The following is a 21,283-nucleotide window of genomic DNA, read 5'->3' on the forward strand; positions in this document are numbered from 1 at the left end:
GTGCACGATACGGAGTTGGGTGGGGCGCGACCGGAAGGGTCGGCGCACACCGCGTCGCAACCGTTTCCGCTCGCTCCGGCGCAGTTGGGGATCTGGTACGCACAGTTGCTCGAGCCCGACGTGCCGATCAATGTGGCCCAGTACGTGGATGTGCCGCAGGCGCTGGATACCGCGGTCCTGCAAGAGGTGTCGGCCGAGGCGGCGCGCGAATACGAATCGGTGCTGGTGCGGGTCGGCGAATCCGGCGGTGCGCCGTGCCAGTGGGTGGATCCGGCGAATTCCGTTGATATCCAGGCGATCGACCTGCGCGACCATGCCGATCCGGTGGCGGCGGCGCAGGAATGGATGCGGGCCGATGCCAGTGCGCCGGTCGATATGCTGGCCGATCGGTTGTTCGCGGGTGCCGTGCTGCGGGTCGGCGACCACCGATCGTTCTGGTATCTGCGGGCGCATCACATCGTGCTCGACGGGTTCGGCGCGCTGACCAATACCCAGCGGGTGGCCGAGCTGTACACCGCCCGGGTGCTGGGCACCGAGCCGTCAGCGGTGCGGCCGGACGCGCTGACCGCGCTGGTCGACGGCGAACTCGCCTACCGCGACAGCGCCCGTTTCGAGGCCGACCGGGAGCACTGGGCCGAGCGGGTGGCCGGATTCGACGGCGCGACCACTCTGGACGGACGCACCGCACCGCGTTCGGCGGCCAATCTGATCGCCGGTCGGGTACTGCCGGAGGCGCTGGTCAACCGGATGAATCTCGTTGCCACGAGCCAGGATTCGACGTTGGCGGTGGTATTGCTCGCGGCCTTCGCCGGATATCTCGGGCGGCTCACCGATCGGGACGAGGCGGTGCTGAGCCTGCCGGTGACCGCGCGCACCACGGCCGCGATGCGGCGGTCGGCGGGGATGCTGTCGAATATCGTGCCGCTGCGGCTCGCGGTCGACGGCACCTGGGGCGAGCTGTTGCGCGCGACCCGGGTCGAGGTGGCGGGCGCACTGCGCCACCAGCGATATCGGCACGAGGACATCCGGCGCGATGCCGAGCCCGACGGGCGGCCCGCGCGCCGGGCGCTCTTCGGGCCGCTGGCCAACATCATGCTCTTCGGCAGCGAGCTGACCCTGGGCGATACGGTCGGCCGGCATCACGTGCTCTCCACCGGGCCGGTGGAGGATCTGAGCCTCAATGTGTACTACGGCGAGCGCGACAGCGTGCACGTGGATTTCGAGGCGAATCCGAATCTGTATTCCGCCGATGACATCGCCCGCCACCACGCCCGCTTCCTGCGGTATCTGGAGCGGGTGGTGGCCGCCGAGGTCGATACGCCGATGGTGGCGGTGGCGGTGGCGACCGAACTGGAACTCGAGGTCAGCACCAGGATCTGGAATGCGACCGCCTTCGATATGCATACGGTGGTCGCCGGTGCGCCGACGCTGGTGTCGATGTTCGAGGCGCAGGTCGGGCGGACACCGGATGCGGTCGCGGTGCGATGCGCCGGTGCGCCGGATCTGACCTATCGGGAAATAGCGGCCCGCAGCAACCGGCTGGCAAGGCATCTGATCGGTCTCGGCGCCGGACCCGAAATGCTGATCGCGGTTAACATCCGTCGCTCGCCGGAGCTCATCGTCGCGATCTACGCGATTCTCGCGGCGGGAGCGGCCTATGTGCCCCTGGATCCAGATCATCCGGCCGAGCGCACCGCGCATATTCTGGCCACCGCCGCGCCCGCCTGCGTGCTGACCACCGAAGCCGCTGCGACACCGGAGTTTTCCTGGATCCCGCAGATCCGTGTCGACCTGCTGGATCTCGCGGAATACGCCGATGGTCCGGTCTGGGATCGGGAGCGCCGCAGCGCCTTGCGGCCGGGACAGCCCGCCTACGTGATCTTCACCTCGGGGTCGACCGGACTGCCGAAGGGCGTGGCCGTTACGCACGAGGCGATCGTGAATCGGCTGGTGTGGATGCAGCAGATGTATCGGCTCTCGTCCGAGGATGTCGTACTCCAGAAGACGCCGGCCACCTTCGATGTGTCGGTATGGGAGTTCTTCTGGCCGCTGCAGGTCGGGGCGCGGCTGGTGCTCGCCGAGCCCGACGGCCATCGCGATCCGGCCCATCTGCGCGCGGTGATCAGCGAATACGGCGTGACGACCGTACATTTCGTACCATCGATGCTGGAAGCGTTTCTGGCTCAGCAGGAGTTCACCAACCGCACCTCGTTGCGCACGGTCTTCGCCTCCGGTGAGGCGCTGCCCGCCGCGCTGGCCCAGCGGCTGCGGGTGCTGACCGGTGCGCGGCTGCACAATTTGTACGGTCCGACGGAGGCGGCGGTCGACGTCACCTTCCATGAAGTGACCGACACCGATACCCTCTCGGTGCCGATCGGCGCGCCGGTGTTCAATACCCGGCTCTATGTGCTCGATTCGCGGCTACGGCCGGTACCGGTCGGGGCTGCGGGCGAGCTGTATCTGTCGGGGGTACAGCTCGCTCGTGGCTACATCGGCCGACCCGGGCTCACCGCCGACCGGTTCGTCGCCGATCCGTTCGGCGGGCCGGACGGCACCGCCACACGGATGTACCGCACCGGTGATCTGGTCCGGTGGACCACCCATGGCGAGCTGGAGTATCTGGGTCGCACCGATTTCCAGGTCAAGCTGCGCGGATTGCGGATCGAGCTCGGTGAGATCGAGGCCGTGCTCGGTGCCGTCGATGCGGTGGTACGCGCGGTGGTCGTGGTGCGCGATGACGCCGGAGTGGGCGAGCAGCTGGTCGCCTATGTCGTCGAATCCGAGCCGGGCACAGTATCTTTCGCGCGGCTGCGGGCCGCGGCGAGCCAGGCGCTGCCCGGGTATATGGTGCCCGCGGCATTCGTGGTGCTCGACGCGCTGCCGGTCAATGCCTCCGGCAAATTGGATCGTGGCGCGCTGCCCGCGCCCGAGCGCAGTTCGACCGACTATGCCGCGGCGGCGACGCCGGTGGAGGCCGCGGTCGCGCGGGTGTTCGGCGAGGTTCTTGGTCACGATCGGGTCGGACGTGACGACGATTTCTTCGCTCTCGGTGGTAACAGCTTGGTGGCCACCCAGGTCGCGGCCCGGTTGGGGGCGGATCTGGGCTGTCGGCTCGGAGTTCGCGAATTGTTCACCGCCACAACGGTGTCCGCACTCGCCGAACTGATCGAGCGGACGGGTGGAGCCAGCGACGTGCCGGTGCTCGCGCTGCTGCGGGTGCGTCACCGGCCGTCGCTGGTTCCGCTATCTCCGGCGCAGCAGCGGATCTGGTTCCTGAATCGGTTCGAGCGTGCCAGCGCCGGTTACAACATGCCCTTCGTGGTGCGGTTGCGCGGTGCGGTCGAGGTGGCCGCGCTGCGGTCGGCCCTGGCCGATGTGGTCGGCCGGCACGAGGTGCTGCGCACGATCTTCCCCGCGGTATCGGCGGCCGAGTTCGCCGCGCGCCAGATGGTGCTGTCCGCGGACGAGTCCGTGGTCGTCGGCGAGCCCGAGCCGATCGGTGCCGGTGAGCTGGACGCGGAGTTGGCTCGGTTCGCGGCGCTCGGATTCGACCTCGAGCGCGAAATTCCCATGCGGGCCCGGATCTTCCTGGTCGATGACGATAGCTGCGCGTTGGCGCTGGTCTTGCATCACATTGCGGCCGATGGGCTGTCGCTGCGGGTCCTGGCGCGAGATGTGATGTCCGCGTATGGATCCCGGTATGCGGGCACTGTGCCGCAGTGGTCGCCACTGCCGGTGCAGTATGCCGACTACAGCCTCTGGCAGCGTGAATTGCTCGGCTCGGCAACGGATCCGGCCGCACCCTTGGCGGAGCAGCTGGAGTTCTGGACCGCCGCGCTCGCCGGTGCGCCCGATCTTGTCGAGCTGCCCGCCGATCGGCCGCGGCCCCCGGTATCGTCCGGGCGAGGTGCGGTCTTCCGCTTCGAGCTGCCCGGTGAGTTGCACGCCGGAATCGCCGAACTCGCACGTGCCCAGGGTGTTTCGAACTTCATGGTGCTGCATGCCGCATTCGCGGTGCTGTTGTCGCGGCTGTCCGGCGGCGACGACATTGTGATCGGCACGCCGGTGGCCGGGCGCGGTGAACGGGCGCTGGACGACCTGGTCGGCATGTTCGTCAATACCCTGGTGCTGCGGACCGCGATCGATCCCGCCGCGCCCTTCTCGGCGCTGCTCGCGCGAGTGCGCGAAACCGATCTCGCCGCCTTCGGGCACGCCGAATTGCCATTCGAGCAGGTGGTCGAGGCCATCAACCCGCCGCGCTCGCAGGCGCGACACCCGCTGTTCCAGGTATTGCTCGCTTTCGACAATGCCGCGGACATCCGATTCGAACTCCCCGATTTGTCGGTCGACACCAGTACGCTGAACACCGGGGTGACCAAATTCGATCTCCAACTCACGGTCACCGAAAGTTTCGCCGGTGCCGGACTCGGGGAAGGTCCGGTATCGGCGGAGCTGGCACCGAGCGGTGTCGGGGCCGAATTCGCCTATGCCACAGATCTATTCGATGAATCCACCATCGCGGACTACGCGCAGTGGCTGGTTCGGTTGTTGCGGGCGGTCGTGGTCGATGCCGAGACGCGGGTGGGGGATCTGCCGCTGCTCGACGCGGCCGGTCGGCAGCGGGCGATCGAGTGCGGTATCGCCGAATCGCCGCTGAAGAGTCCGGCTACCCTGCTGGCCGGGTTCCAGGCGCAGGCGCGGCGCACGCCCGATGCCGTGGCCCTGGTCGATGGGGACGGTGCGCTGACATATGCGCAGTTGTCCGGGCGGGTCAATCGGCTCGCTCGGCGGCTGGTCGCCGCCGGGGTCGGTCCCGAGGCGCTGGTCGTGCTCGGCATGCGGCGGTCGGTGGAGTTCGTGGTGGCCGCCTATGCCGTGCTGAGCGCGGGCGGTGCGTATGTGCCGGTGGACCCGGACCAACCGGCGGCCCGGCGGGCGGACGTCATCGCCTCGGCCCGGCCGGTCTGCGTGCTGACTCGCACATGCGATGAATGGACGATCGAATCCGATTCCACGGTGCTGGCCATCGATGCGCTCGACTGCTCGGGCTATTCGGATGCGCCGGTGACGGATTCGGATCGGCTCTATCCGCTGCGGGCGAACAATACCGCGTACGTGATCTTCACCTCCGGATCCACCGGCAAGCCGAAAGGCGTCGCGGTACCGCATGCGTCGGTGGTGAACCAGATCGAGTGGATTGCCGACGAGTATCGCATCGGGTCCGACGATGTGGTGCTGTTCAAGACTCCGGTGACCTTCGACGTATCGGTGTGGGAGCTGTTCGCACCGCTGGCGCGTGGCGCGCGCGTGGTGGTCGCCGAACACGACGGACACCGCGACAGTGCGTATCTGGCCGCTACCATTGCCGCGCACGGGGTGACGATGACCTCGTTCGTGCCGTCGATGCTGACGGTATTCGCCGATGCCACCGGCATTGCCGAGATCGCCTCGCTGCGAACGGTTTTCGTGGCCGGTGAGGCGATGACCGGTGAGGTCGCGGCCGACTTCGCCGCGGTGAGCCGAGCGGAGCTGCACAATCTCTACGGCCCAACGGAATTCACGGTGCATGCCACCTACGCGTCGGTCGATGCGACGGCGCCGGGACCGGTGCCGATCGGTCGGCCGGTGCGCGCGAGTCAGGTGCTGGTGCTCGATGCGCGGCTGCGGCCGGTGCCGGATCTGGTGATCGGCGAGCTGTATCTGTCCGGAGTCCAGGTGGCGCGGGGGTACCACGGCCGGGCCGAGTTGACTGCCGAGCGTTTCGTGGCCGATCCCTATGGACCGGCCGGAGCGCGGATGTACCGGACCGGCGATCTGGTGCGACGCAATCGTGCCGGGGAACTGGAATATCTGGGGCGCAGTGACTTTCAGGTGAAGCTGCGCGGGCAGCGGATCGAGCTCGGCGAGATCGAGGCGGCGCTCGTGGCCGCGGCCGATGTGCGGGCGGCGGCGGTCCGGGTGTTCGCGCATACCGCGGGTGAACTGCTGGTCGCCTATGTGGTCACCGCCATCCCACAGGCACAGCTGAGCGCGGTGCTGGAGCAGCGGCTGCGCGCCGCGCTGCCGTCGTACATGGTGCCGACCGCCTATGTCGCGCTGGCGGAAATGCCGCTGACCAGTTCCGGCAAGCTGGATCGGCGGGCGCTGCCGGATCCGGTCCTGGCCGCGAAGGCATATCGCGCACCGATCACCTCGGCGGAGCTCGCGGTGGCCGAGGTGTTCGCGGCGGTGCTCGGGCTCGAGCGGGTCGGCTTGGACGACGACTTCTTCGCACTCGGTGGAAATTCGCTGGTGGCCACGCAGATCGCGGGACGGATCGGCGCGGTCGCCGGTGTCGAGGTGCCGGTGCGGTTGCTGTTCGAATATTCGACGGTGGCGGCCTTCGCCGCGCATCTGCCTACCGAGGGCACGGCGCGCAACCGTCCGGCGCTGGTGGCCGGTCCCCGTCCCGATAGGGTGCCGCTGTCCTATGCGCAGCAGCGGATGTGGTTCCTCGATCAGTTCGATGCCGATTCGGTCGCGAACAATCTGACGGCCGCGATGCGCTTGCGGGGCACACTCGATGTGGCCGCCATGAACGCCGCTATTGCGGATGTGCTCGGCCGACATGAGACATTGCGCACCAGATATCCAGCGGTGGACGGTATCGCGCACCAGCAGGTGCTGGCGGTCGAAGAGGTCGCGGCTTCGCTCGTGCCCGAGGCGGTGACGGCGGCGGAATTGGCCGATCGGATCCGTGCGGTGGCGGCAATGCCCTTCGCCGTGGAACTGGAGCCGCCGGTTCGGCTGACACTGCTCGGCATTCGGTCCGAGGGTGCGCGTGACATCCATGAGGACGCTCCGGAAAGCGGCGAGCACGTACTCGTCGTCTCCATTCATCACATCAGCGCCGATGGCTGGTCGATCGCGCCGCTGACCAGGGATCTCATGGCCGCGTACGCGGCCCGCCTGGCCGGTGCCGAGCCGGGGTGGGCACCATTGCCGGTGCAGTACGCCGACTACACCCTGTGGCAGCGCGCGGCGCTGGGTACGGAGGACGATCCGGAATCATTGATCGCCGAGCAGATCCGGTACTGGGCTGCCGAACTGGCCGGTGTGCCCGAGGTCCTGACCCTGCCGGTGGACCGGCCACGCCCCGCGGTCGCCACCGGCCACGGTGCGCGCCACGCGTTCAGCATCGATGCCGCGACGCATCAGCGACTACGCGGCCTGGCCGAGGATGCGAACGCCTCGCTGTTCATGGTCCTGCATGCCGCGTTCGCCGCGGTATTGGCGAAACTCGCGGGGCAGCCGGACATTGCGATCGGTACGCCGATCGCGGGACGTGGTGATCAGGCGCTGGACGAGTTGGTCGGCATGTTCGTCAACACCCTGGTGCTGCGCGCCGATGTGCGTCCGGAGCTGCGCTTCGCCGACTTGATCGTGGCCGTGCGCGACAGTGATCTGCGCGCCTTCGCATACGCCGATGTGCCGTTCGAGCGGCTGGTCGAGGTATTGCAGCCGGAGCGGTCGGCGGCACGGCATCCGCTGTTCCAGGTCATGCTGGACTTCCAGAACACCGCGCAGACCAGCCTGGAATTGGCCGGACTCGCGGTGTCGGCGCTCGATATCGACACGCGGACAGCGAAATTCGACCTACAGCTGACACTCGCCGAAGCTGTCGATGCCGCCGGTGCCCCCGCCGGACTGGCCGCGACCTTCGAGTACGCGACCGACCTGTTCGACGCCGAGACGGTCGCCTCGTTCGCGATCCGGCTGCGGCGCGTGCTCGACGCGATGGCGGATCCGGGGATGCGGATCGGCGATCTCGATCTGCTCGACGAGGAAGAGCGGACGCTCATCCTCAACTCCTGGAACGCGACGGCGCATCCTGGCGACACCGACGCGACATTGGTGTCGCTGTTCGAGGCGCAGGTGAGACGGACGCCCGCGGCGGTCGCGGTCTCGTTCGAGAGTGAATCGCTCCACCCGTCGCCCGACCACCACCCCTCAACGAGTCGCTACGCGACGCTGGCCCACCCGTCGCCCGACCGCCACCCCTCAACGAGTCGCTACGCGACGCTGGCATATGGGGAATTCGCGGGCCGGGTCAATCGGCTGGCGCGGCTGTTGGTGTCCATCGGGGTTGGTCCGGATAGCACCGTGGCGATCGGCATGCGGCGCTCCATCGATCTGGTCGTGGCCATGTACGCGGTGCTCACCGCGGGTGGTGCGTATGTTCCGGTGGATCCGGATCAACCGGCGGAGCGCATCGCGCAGGTGCTGCGGACCGCTCGGCCGGTCTGCGTGCTGACCCGTTCGGATGACCGATTGGAGTTGGCCACCGAGGTCGATGGGCGTTCGCGGGTGTGGGCGGTGCTCGATGTGGATCTGTTGGACACCGACGACTATTCGGATGCCCCGCTGACCGATGCGGATCGACTCGGTGCCTTGGCGCCGGGCAATGCCGCGTACGTGATCTTCACCTCCGGCTCCACCGGACGGCCGAAAGGCGTTGCGGTTTCGCACGCCGCCATCGTGAATCGGCTGGTGTGGATGCAGGACGCGTATGCGCTGACTGGCGATGATGTGGTGCTGCAGAAGACCCCGGCGACCTTCGATGTGTCGGTGTGGGAGTTCTTCTGGCCTTTACAGATCGGCGCGCGTCTGGTTGTCGCGCAGCCGGACGGACATCGCGACCCGGCGTATCTGGCGCGGGTGATCCGCCGCGAGCGGGTCAGTGTCGTGCACTTCGTGCCGTCGATGCTATCGGTGTTCGTCACGGAACCGCTAGCGGCGCAGTGTGATTCGTTGCGGCTGGTATTCGCATCGGGCGAGGCATTGCCACCGAGGCCCGCCCACCGCCTGCGTGCGTTGACGGGTGCGGCCGTGCACAATCTGTACGGCCCGACCGAGGCGGCCGTGGATGTCACCGGCCACGAGGTCACCGCTGCCGATATCGACACCGTGCCGATCGGTGCGCCGGTATTCAACACCCAGGTCTATGTGCTCGACGGGTGGTTGCGTCCGGTGCCGGTGGGCGTGCCCGGCGAGTTGTACCTGGCCGGAGCGCAATTGGCGCGCGGATATGTCGGACAGCCGGAGCTGACCAGCGATCGGTTCGTGGCGAATCCGTTCGGCGACGGTGCGCGGATGTACCGCACGGGTGATCTGGTGTGCTGGCGCGCCGATGGGGAGCTCGAGTATGTGGGACGCACCGACTTCCAAGTGAAGCTGCGCGGCCTGCGGATCGAGCTCGGCGATATCGAAACCGCTCTTGCCGCAGGCGATTCGATCGCACAGGCGGTGGTCGTGCTGCGCGAGGAACAGTTGGTGGCCTACCTCGTCGCGCAAGCCGGTGCGACGGTCGATACCGATGCCGTGAAGGCAGTACTGAGCGGGGAGCTACCGGCGTACATGGTGCCGTCGGCCTATGTGGTGCTCGATGAGTTCCCGCTCAACGCGTCCGGAAAGCTGGATCGCAAGGCATTGCCCGAGCCGGTATTCGAGGCCGCCGTCTTCCGTGCGCCCGGCACGGCGATGCAGGTGCTCATCGCCCGGACCTTCGCCGAGGTGCTCGGTATCGAGCGGGTCGGCCTGGACGATGACTTCTTCGCCCTCGGCGGCAACTCGCTGAGTGCCACTCGGGTCGTGGCGAGGTTGGGTGCGGCGCTCGATCTGCGGGTGCCGGTGCGGATCTTGTTCGCGGTGTCCACGGTCGCGGCGCTCGCGGATGAGGTGTCGCGCGGCGCATTCGCGGGACATGGCGATGTCGAGTTGACCGCTCGCGTTCGCCCGGAGCGGATTCCGCTGTCGGCCGCACAGCAGCGCATCTGGTTCCTCAACCGTTTTCTCGCGGGAGATGAGACCGGACCCGGCGATGCGGTGGACAACATTCCGGTCGCGCTGCGGCTCACCGGTGCACTGGATGTCGAGGCTTTGGCCGCCGCGCTGGCCGATGTGCTCGCTCGGCACGAGAGCCTGCGCACTGTCTACCCGGACGGTCTGCACGGTGCGGAACAGGTGATCATCTCCGCGGCGCGGGCTGTTCCGACGCTGCGGCCGGAGCCGGTCACCGAGGCGGAACTCACACCGCGCCTTGGCGCATTCGCGGCGGACACCTTCGATCTGACGGCGGAACTGCCGATGCGGGCCCGGCTGTTCGCCATCACCGATGGTGCTGTGGTCGAGCACGTATTGGCGATTGTGCTGCACCATATCTCGGCCGACGGCTTCTCGCTCGGCCCGCTCGCGGGCGATCTGATGACCGCCTATGCCGCTCGACGCGCGGGCGGCGCGCCGGAATGGGCCGCACTGCCGGTGCAATACGCCGACTACACGCTGTGGCAGGCCGAAACACTCGGCGTCGACGATGATCCGGGGTCGCAGGCGCACCGCCAACTCGCGTACTGGCGCGGCGCGCTGGCGGGTCTGCCGGAGCAACTGGAACTGCCGACCGATCGTCCGCGACCGGCCGTCTCGTCGTATCGCGGTGACACCCACCGGCTGCGCATCGACTCGGATCTGCACGGTGAGCTGCGTGAACTGGCGCGTAAGCGGGAGACCACGCTGTTCAGCACGGTGCACGCGGCGCTGGCGGTGCTGCTGTCGCGACTCTCGGTCGGTGCGGACATCGCTATCGGCACCCCGGTCGCCGGGCGCGGTGCCGCCGCGCTCGATGGGCTCGTCGGCATGTTCGTCAATACGCTGGTGCTGCGCACGCATATCGACACCAGGGCGCGCTTCGAAACGGTGCTCGACACCGTGCGCGCACAGGATATCGAGGCGCTGTCCCATGCGGATGTGCCGTTCGAGCGGCTGGTCGAGGTCATCGCGCCCACCCGGGCGCAGAACCGGCATCCGCTGTTCCAGGTGGCGCTGGCCTTCCAGAACTTCACGCTGCCCCGGCTCGAACTCGCCGATCTGGTGGTGCGGCCGGTCGCGTTCGACGCGGCCGCGGCCAAGTTCGATCTGCAGTTCACGGTGGTCGAATCCGATGATGCCGATGGTCGCGCCGATGGCATGGATATCGAGATCACCTACGCGACCGACCTTTTCGACACGGGCACCATTGCGGTGCTCGGGCGCCGGTTCACCCAGGTGCTGGCCGCCATCGCCGCCGATGCCACGGTGGTGGTGGGGGATATCCAACTGCTCAGCGCCGAGGAGCAGCACCGGGCGCTGTACGAATGGGCCACTCCGGCGGCAACCTACGTCACCGAGACCAGCACATTGGCGGACCGGTTCGCGCTGACCGCGGCGCTGGATCCGGCGGCGATCGCGGTCCGTGCCGGTGGCCGATCGCTGACCTACGCCGAACTCGACACCTGGTCGAACCGGCTGGCCCGGCGGCTGATCGCGGCCGGAGTCGGACCGGAGGCCTTGGTCGCGGTGGCGCTGCCGCGCTCGGTGGAACTGATCGTCGCGCTGCTCGCGGTGGTCAAAGCCGGGGGCGGATATCTGCCCATCGACCCCAACTATCCGGCGGATCGCATCGAATACGTCCTCGATGACGCGCGCCCGATCTGCGCGATCACCAGCGCCACCGCCGAATTGACACCCGGCTGGTTCGGCGGGCCGGTGCTGGATATGGCCGCCAACCTGAATTCGATGGATCCGGGGCCGATCACCCGGGCCGATCGCCGGGCACCGCTGGACCCCGCGCATACGGCCTACGTCATCTACACCTCCGGCTCCACCGGACAGCCCAAGGGGGTGGTCATTCCGCATCGCAATGTGCTGCGGTTGCTGGACAACACCCGGGGCCACTTCGATTTCGGACCATCGGATGTGTGGACGATGTTCCACTCCTACGCCTTCGACTTCTCGGTCTGGGAGCTATGGGGGGCGCTGCTGTACGGCGGCCGGCTGGTGGTGGTCGACTACTTCACCTCGCGTTCACCGCAACAGTTCCTGGAACTGCTCGCCGCGGAACGGGTGACGGTGCTGAACCAGACGCCGTCGGCGTTCTACCAACTGATCGCCGCCGAGGCCGCCGCACCACCCGCCGAACTCGCCTTGCGCTATGTGATCTTCGGTGGTGAGGCGCTGGAACCGCAGCGGCTCGGCGGTTGGTCGGCCCGACATCCTGGCTCGCCGCAGCTGGTGAATATGTACGGCATCACCGAGACCACTGTGCACGTTTCCTACCGGCGGATCGATGCCAGCCCCGGCTCGGCGAGCGTAATCGGCGGCGCGATACCGGGATTGGTCGTGCGGGTGCTCGATGCCCGGCTACGGCCGGTGCCGGTCGGCGTGCCCGGCGAAATCTATGTCTCCGGCGGGCAGTTGGCGCGCGGGTATCTCGGGCGGCCCGCGCTCACCGCGAGCCGGTTCGTGGCCGATCCGTATGCCGACAATGGTGCGCTGGCCTATCGGTCCGGTGATCTCGCACGGTGGACCGTCGATGGTGAGCTGGAGTATCTGGGGCGGGCCGATCAGCAGGTGAACCTGCGTGGGTTCCGGATCGAGCTGGGTGAGATCGAAGCGGCGCTGCTGGATGCGGACGTATCGGTGCACGAGGTCGCGGTCATCGTGCGCACCGATCTGGTGGATGAGCCGCGCATCGTCGCATATGTCGTCGGTGTCGACGCGTTGGATACCGTGGCGCTGCGCCAACGGCTCGCGCACCGGCTGCCCGAGCATATGGTGCCCGCCGCCATCATGCTGGTCGATCGAATTCCCTTGACCGTCAATGGGAAATTGGATCGCGCCGCACTGCCCGCGCCGGTATTCGCGGCCACGGCCTACCGCAAGCCGGGGACGGTCGCCGAGGAGATCGTCGCCGGAGTCTTCGCCGATGTCCTCGGCATGGGCGCGGACGGTCTGGTCGGCGCGGATGACGACTTCTTCGCACTCGGCGGCAGCTCCCTGCTGGCCGCCAAGGCCGCCGCCAGAATCGGTGCCGCGCTGGGTCATACCGTCGGCGTTCGCGCGCTGTTCGAATCGCCACGGGTGACCGATCTCGCCGCTGCGGTCGTCGCGAATGATTCGGGTGCGATCCGGCCCGCGCTGGTGGCCGGTGCGCGTCCGGCCCGGATTCCGCTCTCGCCCGCGCAGCAGCGGATGTGGTTCCTCAATCGGTTCGACCGGGACTCGATCGCCTACAACATTCCGGTGGCGCTGCGGCTCACCGGTGCATTGGATATCGCCGCACTGCAAGCGGCGGTCGCCGATCTGGTCGGCCGACACGAATCGCTGCGGACCCGGTATCCGGAGGTCGACGGCGTGGCGACGCAGCTGATCGTGGCGGTCGCGCAGGCGGTTCCGTCGCTCTACCCGATCGATAGCACGGAAGCCGAACTCCCGGAACGGATCAGGGAGTTGGCCGCTACTACCTTCGACGTGACGGCCGACATTCCGGTGCGGATGCGGTTGTTCCGCATTGCGGGGCGTGCGGAGTTCGTCCTGGCCGCGGTGCTGCATCACATTGCCGCGGATGGGTCTTCGCTCGCACCGTTCGTCCGAGATCTGATGCAGGCGTACACCGCGCGCCGGCATGACAGCGCACCCGGCTGGACGCCGCCCGCCATGCAGTACGCGGACTACGCACTGTGGCAGCGGGAACTGCTCGGCAGCGAGGACGACCCCGAATCGGTATCGGCGCAACAGCTCGCTTACTGGACGGGGGCATTGGCCGGGCTGCCGGATCAGCTGGCCTTGCCGACCGATCACCCCCGGCCCGCGCGGCAGAGTCTGCGCGGCGCGAAGGTGGAATTCGCGATCGACGCGCAGTTGCATGCCGCGCTCGTCGCGCTCGGACGGCGTAGCGGCGCGACGCTGTTCATGGTTGTCCATGCCGCATGGGCCGCGCTGCTCGCGCGGTTGTCCGGTAGTTCGGATATCGCGGTCGGCACGCCGATCGCGGGACGCGGCGATGCCGAACTCGATGATGTCATCGGTATGTTCGTCAATACGCTGGTCCTGCGGACCGGGGTCGAGGGTGCGCACAGTTTCGATGAGCTGCTCGGGCGGGCCAGGGCGGTGGATATCGCGGCCTTCTCGCACGCGGATGTGCCGTTCGAGCGCTTGGTGGAGGTGCTGAATCCGGAACGGTCGACGGCGCGTCATCCGCTGTTCCAGGTCGGGTATTCGTTCCAGAACCATGAGCGCGGTGAGCTCCGGCTGCCCGAACTCGAGGTGCGTGAGCTCGAATTCGACAGCGGTGTGGCGCAATTCGATCTGCATCTGTTCGCGGTCGATCACTACGGTGCGGACGGCGCACCTGAGGGGATCGACCTGGCGCTCGGGTATGCCACCGATCTGTTCGAGCCCGCGAGTGCCCGGCGGTTCAGTGCGCAGCTGCTTCGGATTCTCGAAGCTGTTGTTACCCAACCTGATACAGCAGTCGGCGAGTTGGACCTGCTCGGGGAGGCCGCCCGTGGCCAGTTGCTCGAGGAGTGGAACCGGACGGCGCATCCGGTGGCATCGGCGACGCTGGCCGATCTCATCGATACCCAGGTGGCACTGACACCCGACCACATCGCGCTGATCGACGCGACCTCCGAGTCCGTGCTCACCTATGCGGAATTCGATGCGGCGGTCAACCGGCTGGCACGCAGGCTGATTGCCGACGGGGTCGGCCCGGAGGCGACCGTCGTGCTCGCGATGCGGCGTTCGGTCGAACTGGTTGTCGCCATGTACGCGGTGGTGCGCGCCGGTGGTGCGTATGTGCCCATTGATCCGGATCATCCGGTCGACCGCATTGCGCACATTATCGAGACCGCCGCCCCCATCTGTGTGCTGACGACCTCGCGCGACGGATTGCCCATCGAAACAGCGCTTCCCGCACTGGAAGTGGATCGGCTCGACCTGTCGGAGTACGACGCGATGCCGATCGCCGATGAAGAACGGGTTCGATCACTGCGGCCCGAGCATCCGGCGTATGTGATCTTCACGTCCGGGTCCACCGGTCTGCCCAAGGGCGTCACCATCGCGCATGCCGCGATCGTCAACCAATTGGCCTGGCTGCGGAACCGGTTCGCGTCGCGGCCGGATGCGAGCGCGCTGCTCAAGACACCGGCGACCTTCGATCTGTCGGTGTGGGAGTTCTGGTCGATCCTGACGACGGGCGGTCGGCTGGTGGTGACCGCGCCCGGCACCGAACGTGATCCGGACCGGCTGCGTGCCCTGATCGAGCGGCATGCGGTGACAGTGCTGCACGCGGTGCCGTCGCTGGTCGGGATGCTGCTCGCGGTGACGGCGGAGCCGCTGCCGGAATCGCTGCGGCAGGTGCTCGCCATTGGCGAGGCGCTGCCGCCGGCTACCGCGATCGAGTTCCGGCGCCGGGCCGAACAGACCGGTGCGCGACTGTTCAATCTGTACGGCCCGACCGAGGCCGCGGTATCGATCACCGGCTTCGCGGTCGATGACGATCCGACGCATAGCGTGCCGATCGGGACGCCCGCGTGGAACAGCCGGGTCTATGTGCTCGATGGGCGATTGCGGCCGGTTCCGGTGGGTGTGCCGGGCGAGTTGCACTTGGCCGGTGCGCAATTGGCGCGCGGCTACCAGCGCAGGCCCGGCCTGACGGCCGAGCGGTTCGTCGCGGATCCGTTCGCGGCCGCCATCGGCGCCGCGATGTATCGGACCGGCGATATCGTCCGCTGGCGTCCGGAGGGCACGCTGGAGTATCTGGAGCGCGCGGATTTCCAGGTCAAGATCGGTGGATTCCGGATCGAGCTCGGCGAGGTGGAGACCGCGCTGCTGCGGCTGCCCGATGTGCGGGCCGCGGTGGCGGTGGCGCGCGAGGACGACAATGCGGGAGCGCGGCTCATCGCCTATGTCGCGGTGCCGGAAGCAGATTCGACCGAACTCGCCGCCGCGATCCGCACGGCGGTGGCTGCGGAGTTGCCGACCTATATGGTGCCCGCCGCGATTGTCGTGCTGGAGTCATTGCCACTCAATGCCAATGGCAAGCTCGATCGGGCCGCACTGCCCGAACCCGTATTCGCCGCAGCCGATTTCCGCGCACCGGCGAGTGAATTGGAACGGTTGGTCGCCACCACCTTCGCGTCGGTGATCGGTTCGGCGGCGCGGCACAGCGAGATCGGGGTGGGCACCGACTTTTTCGCGCTCGGCGGCAATTCGCTGCTGGCGACGCGGCTGGCTGCGCAGCTGGGTTCCGCACTGGGCGTGCGGGTGCCGGTGGCCGCGGTATTCGAAGCACCGACCGTCGGACGGCTCGCGGCACACCTGGCCGATCTCGGCGATGCCGATACCAGGCCCGCGCTCACCCGCCGGTCCGGCACTGCGCCCGTGCCGCTTTCGCTGGCACAGCAGCGCATGTGGGTGGTCAACCGGCTGGCACCGGACTCCTCGGCCTATCACATCCCGGCGGCACTGCGCCTGACCGGCGCATTGGATATCGCGGCCCTCGACTCGGCCATCCGGGATGTGATCGAACGGCACGAGACCTTGCGTACCCGGTATCCGGATACCGAGCCCGGTCCGGTGCAAGAGGTGCTCAGCGTCGCCGATCTGTCGTTCGCACTGACGCCGATCCCGGTGTCGCGCCGCGATATCAACGCGCGGATCGATGAATTCGTGTCCGCCGGTTTCGATATCACCGCGGCGGTGCCGGTTCGCGCGGCGTTGTTGCGCACCGATATCGACGAACACCTGCTCGTCGTGGTGCTACATCACATCAGCGCCGACGGCTATTCGGTGGCTCCGATGACGCGCGATCTCATGCGCGCGTATCTGGCCCGGACCGCGGGCCATACACCCGACTGGGCTCCCTTGCCGATCCAGTACGCCGACTACAGCCAGTGGCAGCGGACCGTACTCGGGTCCGACGGTGATCCGGACAGCCTGCTGTCACGGCAACTCGGTTACTGGACAACGGAATTGGCCGCACTGCCCGAGGTACTGCCGCTGCCGACGGATCGGCCGCGTCCACCGCGCCGGAATATGCGCGGCGCGGCCGTCGATTTCGAGGTCGACGCCGAGCTCACCGCGCGTTTGGACACCATTGCCCGCGCACACGGGACCACGCTGTTCACCCTGATCCACAGTGCCTTCGCGGTCCTGCTCGGCAAGCTGTCCGGTACGACGGATATCGCCATCGGCGCACCGGTCGCGGGCCGGGGCGAACGCGAACTCGACGAGCTGATCGGCATGTTCGTCAATACCGTCGTGCTGCGCACCGAGGTCGATGGACGCACCGGTTTCGCGGACCTGCTGCGCCAGGCCAGGGATCGCGACATCGCGGCGCTCTCGCATGCCGATGTGCCGTTCGAGCAGGTGGTCGACGCCATGGGCCGGACCAGATCCAGCGCCTATACGCCGCTGTTCCAGGTGATGTTCACCTTCCAGAACATGCCGACGGGCCGCGTCGCGCTGCCCGGACTCGACGTCGAGGTGCTCGATCTCGCGCTGGCCGAGGCGAAATACGACCTCCAGCTGACCGGTATCGAGATGTTCGACGCGGTGGGGGAGCCGGCCGGGCTGGATATGCGGTTCGGGTACGCGACCGACATTTTCGACGCCGCCACGGTCCGGTTGTTCGCCGAGCGACTGCTGCGTGTGCTCGCGGTAGTCGCGGCGGACCCGTCGATCGCGATCCGCGCCATCGATATTCGCAGCGCCGCCGAACGCGGCGGATCCGAACACTCGCCGCGCGTCGAGGACCAGGACAGTGCGCCGAAACTGGCGGACTTGCCCGCGGTCATCGCCGCGGCGGCCGATATCGCATCCGGTGCCGTCGCCTTCACCCATGACGCGCACACGGTGACCTATGGCGAGCTGGCCGCCAAGCTCGCGACGGTCGCCAAGGCCATGGGTGCGACCGCGAAACCGGAAGCGCTCATCAATGTCGCCCTGGCCGGGCTGGTGCCCGGTCTCTTGGCCGCCCTGGGCGGCAGTGGTCTCGCCGCCGTGTTGCGCACCCTGCGCACCGAGGCACAGGCCGTGATCTCCAACTCGGGGTTGGAAGTCGATTCGGAAGGAATTAGCTGATGTCCCACGCAGAATCGGTCGCATCCAGCGGACTCGGCAACCATAGTGCCGCGCACGATCATTCGGCGCTGCGCCGGGCGTACGGAATCGATGACCTGCCCGGCCTGATCGATAAGGTCGCCGAGCTGGATCCGGAACGGGTCGCCCTGCGCCACGACGGGACCACCATCACCTACCGCGCACTGGCCACCGAGATCATGGTGCTCGACGAGGCCATGGGCGGCGGTCTCGGCGCCGACGCACTGGTATCGGTCGTGGTCTCCGGTCAGCTGCCCGCACTGCTGGAATCGGCCGACGGCGCGCTCGGCACGGTGCTCGAACAACTGCTCGACGATGCGCTGGCGGCGGCCGCGCATGTGCTGTCGACGACATTCGCGCCGATCGAGACCCTGGTCAGCGAATTCGAGCAGCAGGTGCGCCGGACGCCGGATGCGGTGGCGCTGGAATTCGCGGGCTCGACTCAGACGTATGCGGAGTTCGACGGCCGGGTCAACGCCCTCGCGCGGCACCTGATCGACCTGGGTGTCGGCCCGGACGCACTGGTGGGACTGGCCGTTCGACGGTCGTTCGACCTGCTGGTCGGCATGTACGCGATCCTGAAGGCGGGCGGTGCGTATGTGCCGATCGATCCCGAGCATCCGGCCGAACGCATCGGCTACGTGCTCGAAGTCGCCGCACCCGTGCTGGTGCTGACCACGACCCAGGACCAGCCGGAGCTCGGCCCCGATATCCGGGTGCTGCGGATCGATGAATTCGACGGCGACGCGATGTCCGACGAGGCGCTGGACCGCGCGCCGCTGTCGGCGGACAATACGGCCTACGTCATCTTCACCTCCGGGTCGACGGGCCGCCCGAAAGGTGTTGCGGTATCGCATCGTTCGATCCTCGCCAACCTACGATGGCGACAGCGGCTGTACCGACTACGCGGCGACGATGTGGTACTGCAGAAGACGCCGTTCACCTTCGACGTCTCGGTATGGGAGTTCTTCTGGCCGTTGCAGGTCGGCGCACGGCTGGTGATCGCGGCACCGGACGGTCATCGTGATCCGGCCTATCTGGCCCGCACGATCGCCGGGCGCGGGGTCACCGTCGCGCATTTCGTGCCATCGATGCTCGCGGTATTCGTGGCCGAACCGCAGATCGAAACGGCGGCGCGGAGCCTGCGCCTGGTCTTCGCCTCCGGTGAGGCGCTGCCCGCCGCGACCGCGGCCGCCTTCCGCGATATCAGCGGCGCGACGCTGCACAACCTCTACGGCCCCACCGAGGCCGCCGTCGATGTCACCGCCCATGAGGTCACCGCCGCCGACCACACCACCGTGCCGATCGGCGCGCCCGCCGACGACACCGAATTGCTGGTGCTCGACGATAATCTGCGGCCGGTCGCCAGCGGCGTCGTCGGTGAGCTGTACCTCGCCGGTGTGCAGTTGGCGCGCGGTTACGTGGCCCGTCCCGGACTGACGGCCGATCGCTTCGTGGCCAATCCCGAGGGTGCGCTGGGTGAGCGGATGTACCGCACGGGCGATCTGGTGCGCTGGGTCACCGATGGCAACGGCGGTCCGGACGAACTGGAATATCTGGGCCGCATCGACTTCCAGGTGAAACTGCGCGGACTGCGGATCGAACTCGGCGAGGTCGAGGCGGCGCTGCTGCGCAATGAGCAGGTCGCACAGGCCGCGGTGCTGCTGCATCGGCACGCGGGCGGGGATCATCTGGTGGCTTATGTGGTGGCCCACCGCGGCATTACGCCGGATCCGGCCACCGTGCTGGAATCGGCCCGGCGGGACCTGCCGGACTACATGGTGCCGTCGCTGGTCATGGTGCTCGACGAAATGCCGATCAATGCCAACGGCAAATTGGACCGTCGCGCGCTGCCGGAACCGGTATTCGGGTCCGGCGCGGCCGAATACCGTGCTCCGGCGAGCGCCGATGAGATCGCGGTCGCGCAGATCTTCGGTGAGCTACTGGGCGCGGAGCGGGTCGGCACGGATGACGATTTCTTCGCACTCGGCGGTAATTCCCTCATCGCCACCCGCGCCATCGCCAGGATCGGGACCGCGCTCGGCATCACCATTGATGTCCGGGATTTCTTCGAGCGCCCGACGGTGGCGGCACTGGCCGGACTGTCGCGGACCGGCCTTGCGCGGCCCGCGCTCACGGCGGTCGCCCGGCCGCAGCGCATTCCGCTGTCCCCGGCGCAGCGGCGCATGTGGTTTCTCAACCGGTTCGGCACGCACACCGAATCGGCCTATGTCTTCGATACCGCCGCGGTGGACAATATCCCGGTCGCGCTGCGCCTGCGCGGTGCGCTCGAGGTCTCCGCCCTGTCCGCGGCCATTACCGATCTCGTGGCCAGACACGAGATCCTGCGCACCGTCTACCCGCAGACCGAGGACGGCCCGGTCCAGGTGGTGCGTTCGGTGCACGCCGTATTCGACCTGTCGCCGACCGAGGTGCCTGCGGCCGAACTCACCGGTGCCGTATTGGCCACCGCTGTACAGGGATTCGATGTCGCCGAGGAGATCCCGGTCCGGGTGCGCCTGCTGCGCAGCGGACCGGAGGATCACACGCTGGTGCTGGTGGTGCATCACATTGCCGCCGATGGCGTCTCGATGGGCCCGCTGATGCGCGATCTGGTCACCGCCTATGCCGCCCGTCGCGGTGGCCGCAAACCCGGATGGGCCGCTTTGGCGGTGCAGTACGCCGACTACGCACTGTGGCAGCAGCAGGTGCTGGGCGAGGAGGACGATCCGGATTCGGTGGCCGCGCGCCAGCTCGGGTTCTGGGCCGCCGAATTGGCCGATCTGCCCGCCCAGCTGGATCTGCCCGTCGATCGACCGCGCCCCGCCGTCGCGTCCCATCGCGGGGCCACCCACGAATTCGCCATCGACGCGGAACTGCGGCACGCGATCGACCGGATCGCCGCCCGCAGCCGCGCCACGCCGTTCATGGTCGTGCACGCCGCGCTCGCCGTGCTGCTGTCGCGGCTGTCGGGCACCACCGATATCGCCATTGGCACGCCGGTCGCCGGGCGCGGTGAGCGCGCGCTGGACGACCTCATCGGCATGTTCGTCAATACCCTGGTGCTCCGCACCGAGGTCAGGGGCGAGCTGAGCTTCGCCGATCTCATCGCCGAAGCGCGCGAGCGCGATCTGAATGCCTTCGCGCACAGCGATATTCCGTTCGAGCGTCTGGTGGAGGTGGTCGATCCGGTGCGCTCGCAGGGGCGGCATCCGCTGTTCCAGGTCGCGCTGTTCATGCAGAACATCGGGCCGATCGCGCTGACGATGCCGGGCCTGGACGCGGAGCTGGTCGATTTCGACCCCGGATTCGCGAAATTCGATCTCCA

2 protein-coding genes (1 of these 2 running past the window's edge) are annotated in these 21,283 nt (G+C 67.9%); both read left to right on the forward strand.

The window, feature by feature from the left end; translation table 11 throughout:
- Positions 1 to 17,937 (forward strand): non-ribosomal peptide synthase/polyketide synthase, encoded by a 17,937-nt coding sequence (locus ACQP0C_RS05395; protein WP_433731100.1) that lies wholly within the window; start codon positions 1 to 3, stop codon positions 17,935 to 17,937.
- Positions 17,937 to 21,283, forward strand: partial view of a non-ribosomal peptide synthase/polyketide synthase gene (locus ACQP0C_RS05400; protein WP_433731102.1) — the 5' end (the start) only. Its footprint extends 22,198 nt past the window's final position; 3,347 of the gene's 25,545 nt are visible here — the first part of the coding sequence; the start codon lies at positions 17,937 to 17,939; its stop codon lies off the right edge, out of view. Before ACQP0C_RS05395 ends, ACQP0C_RS05400 begins: the two co-directional genes overlap by 1 nt.

The organism is Nocardia sp. CA-129566 (genome assembly GCF_050956075.1).
In the GTDB taxonomy this organism is placed as follows: Bacteria; Actinomycetota; Actinomycetes; order Mycobacteriales; family Mycobacteriaceae; genus Nocardia.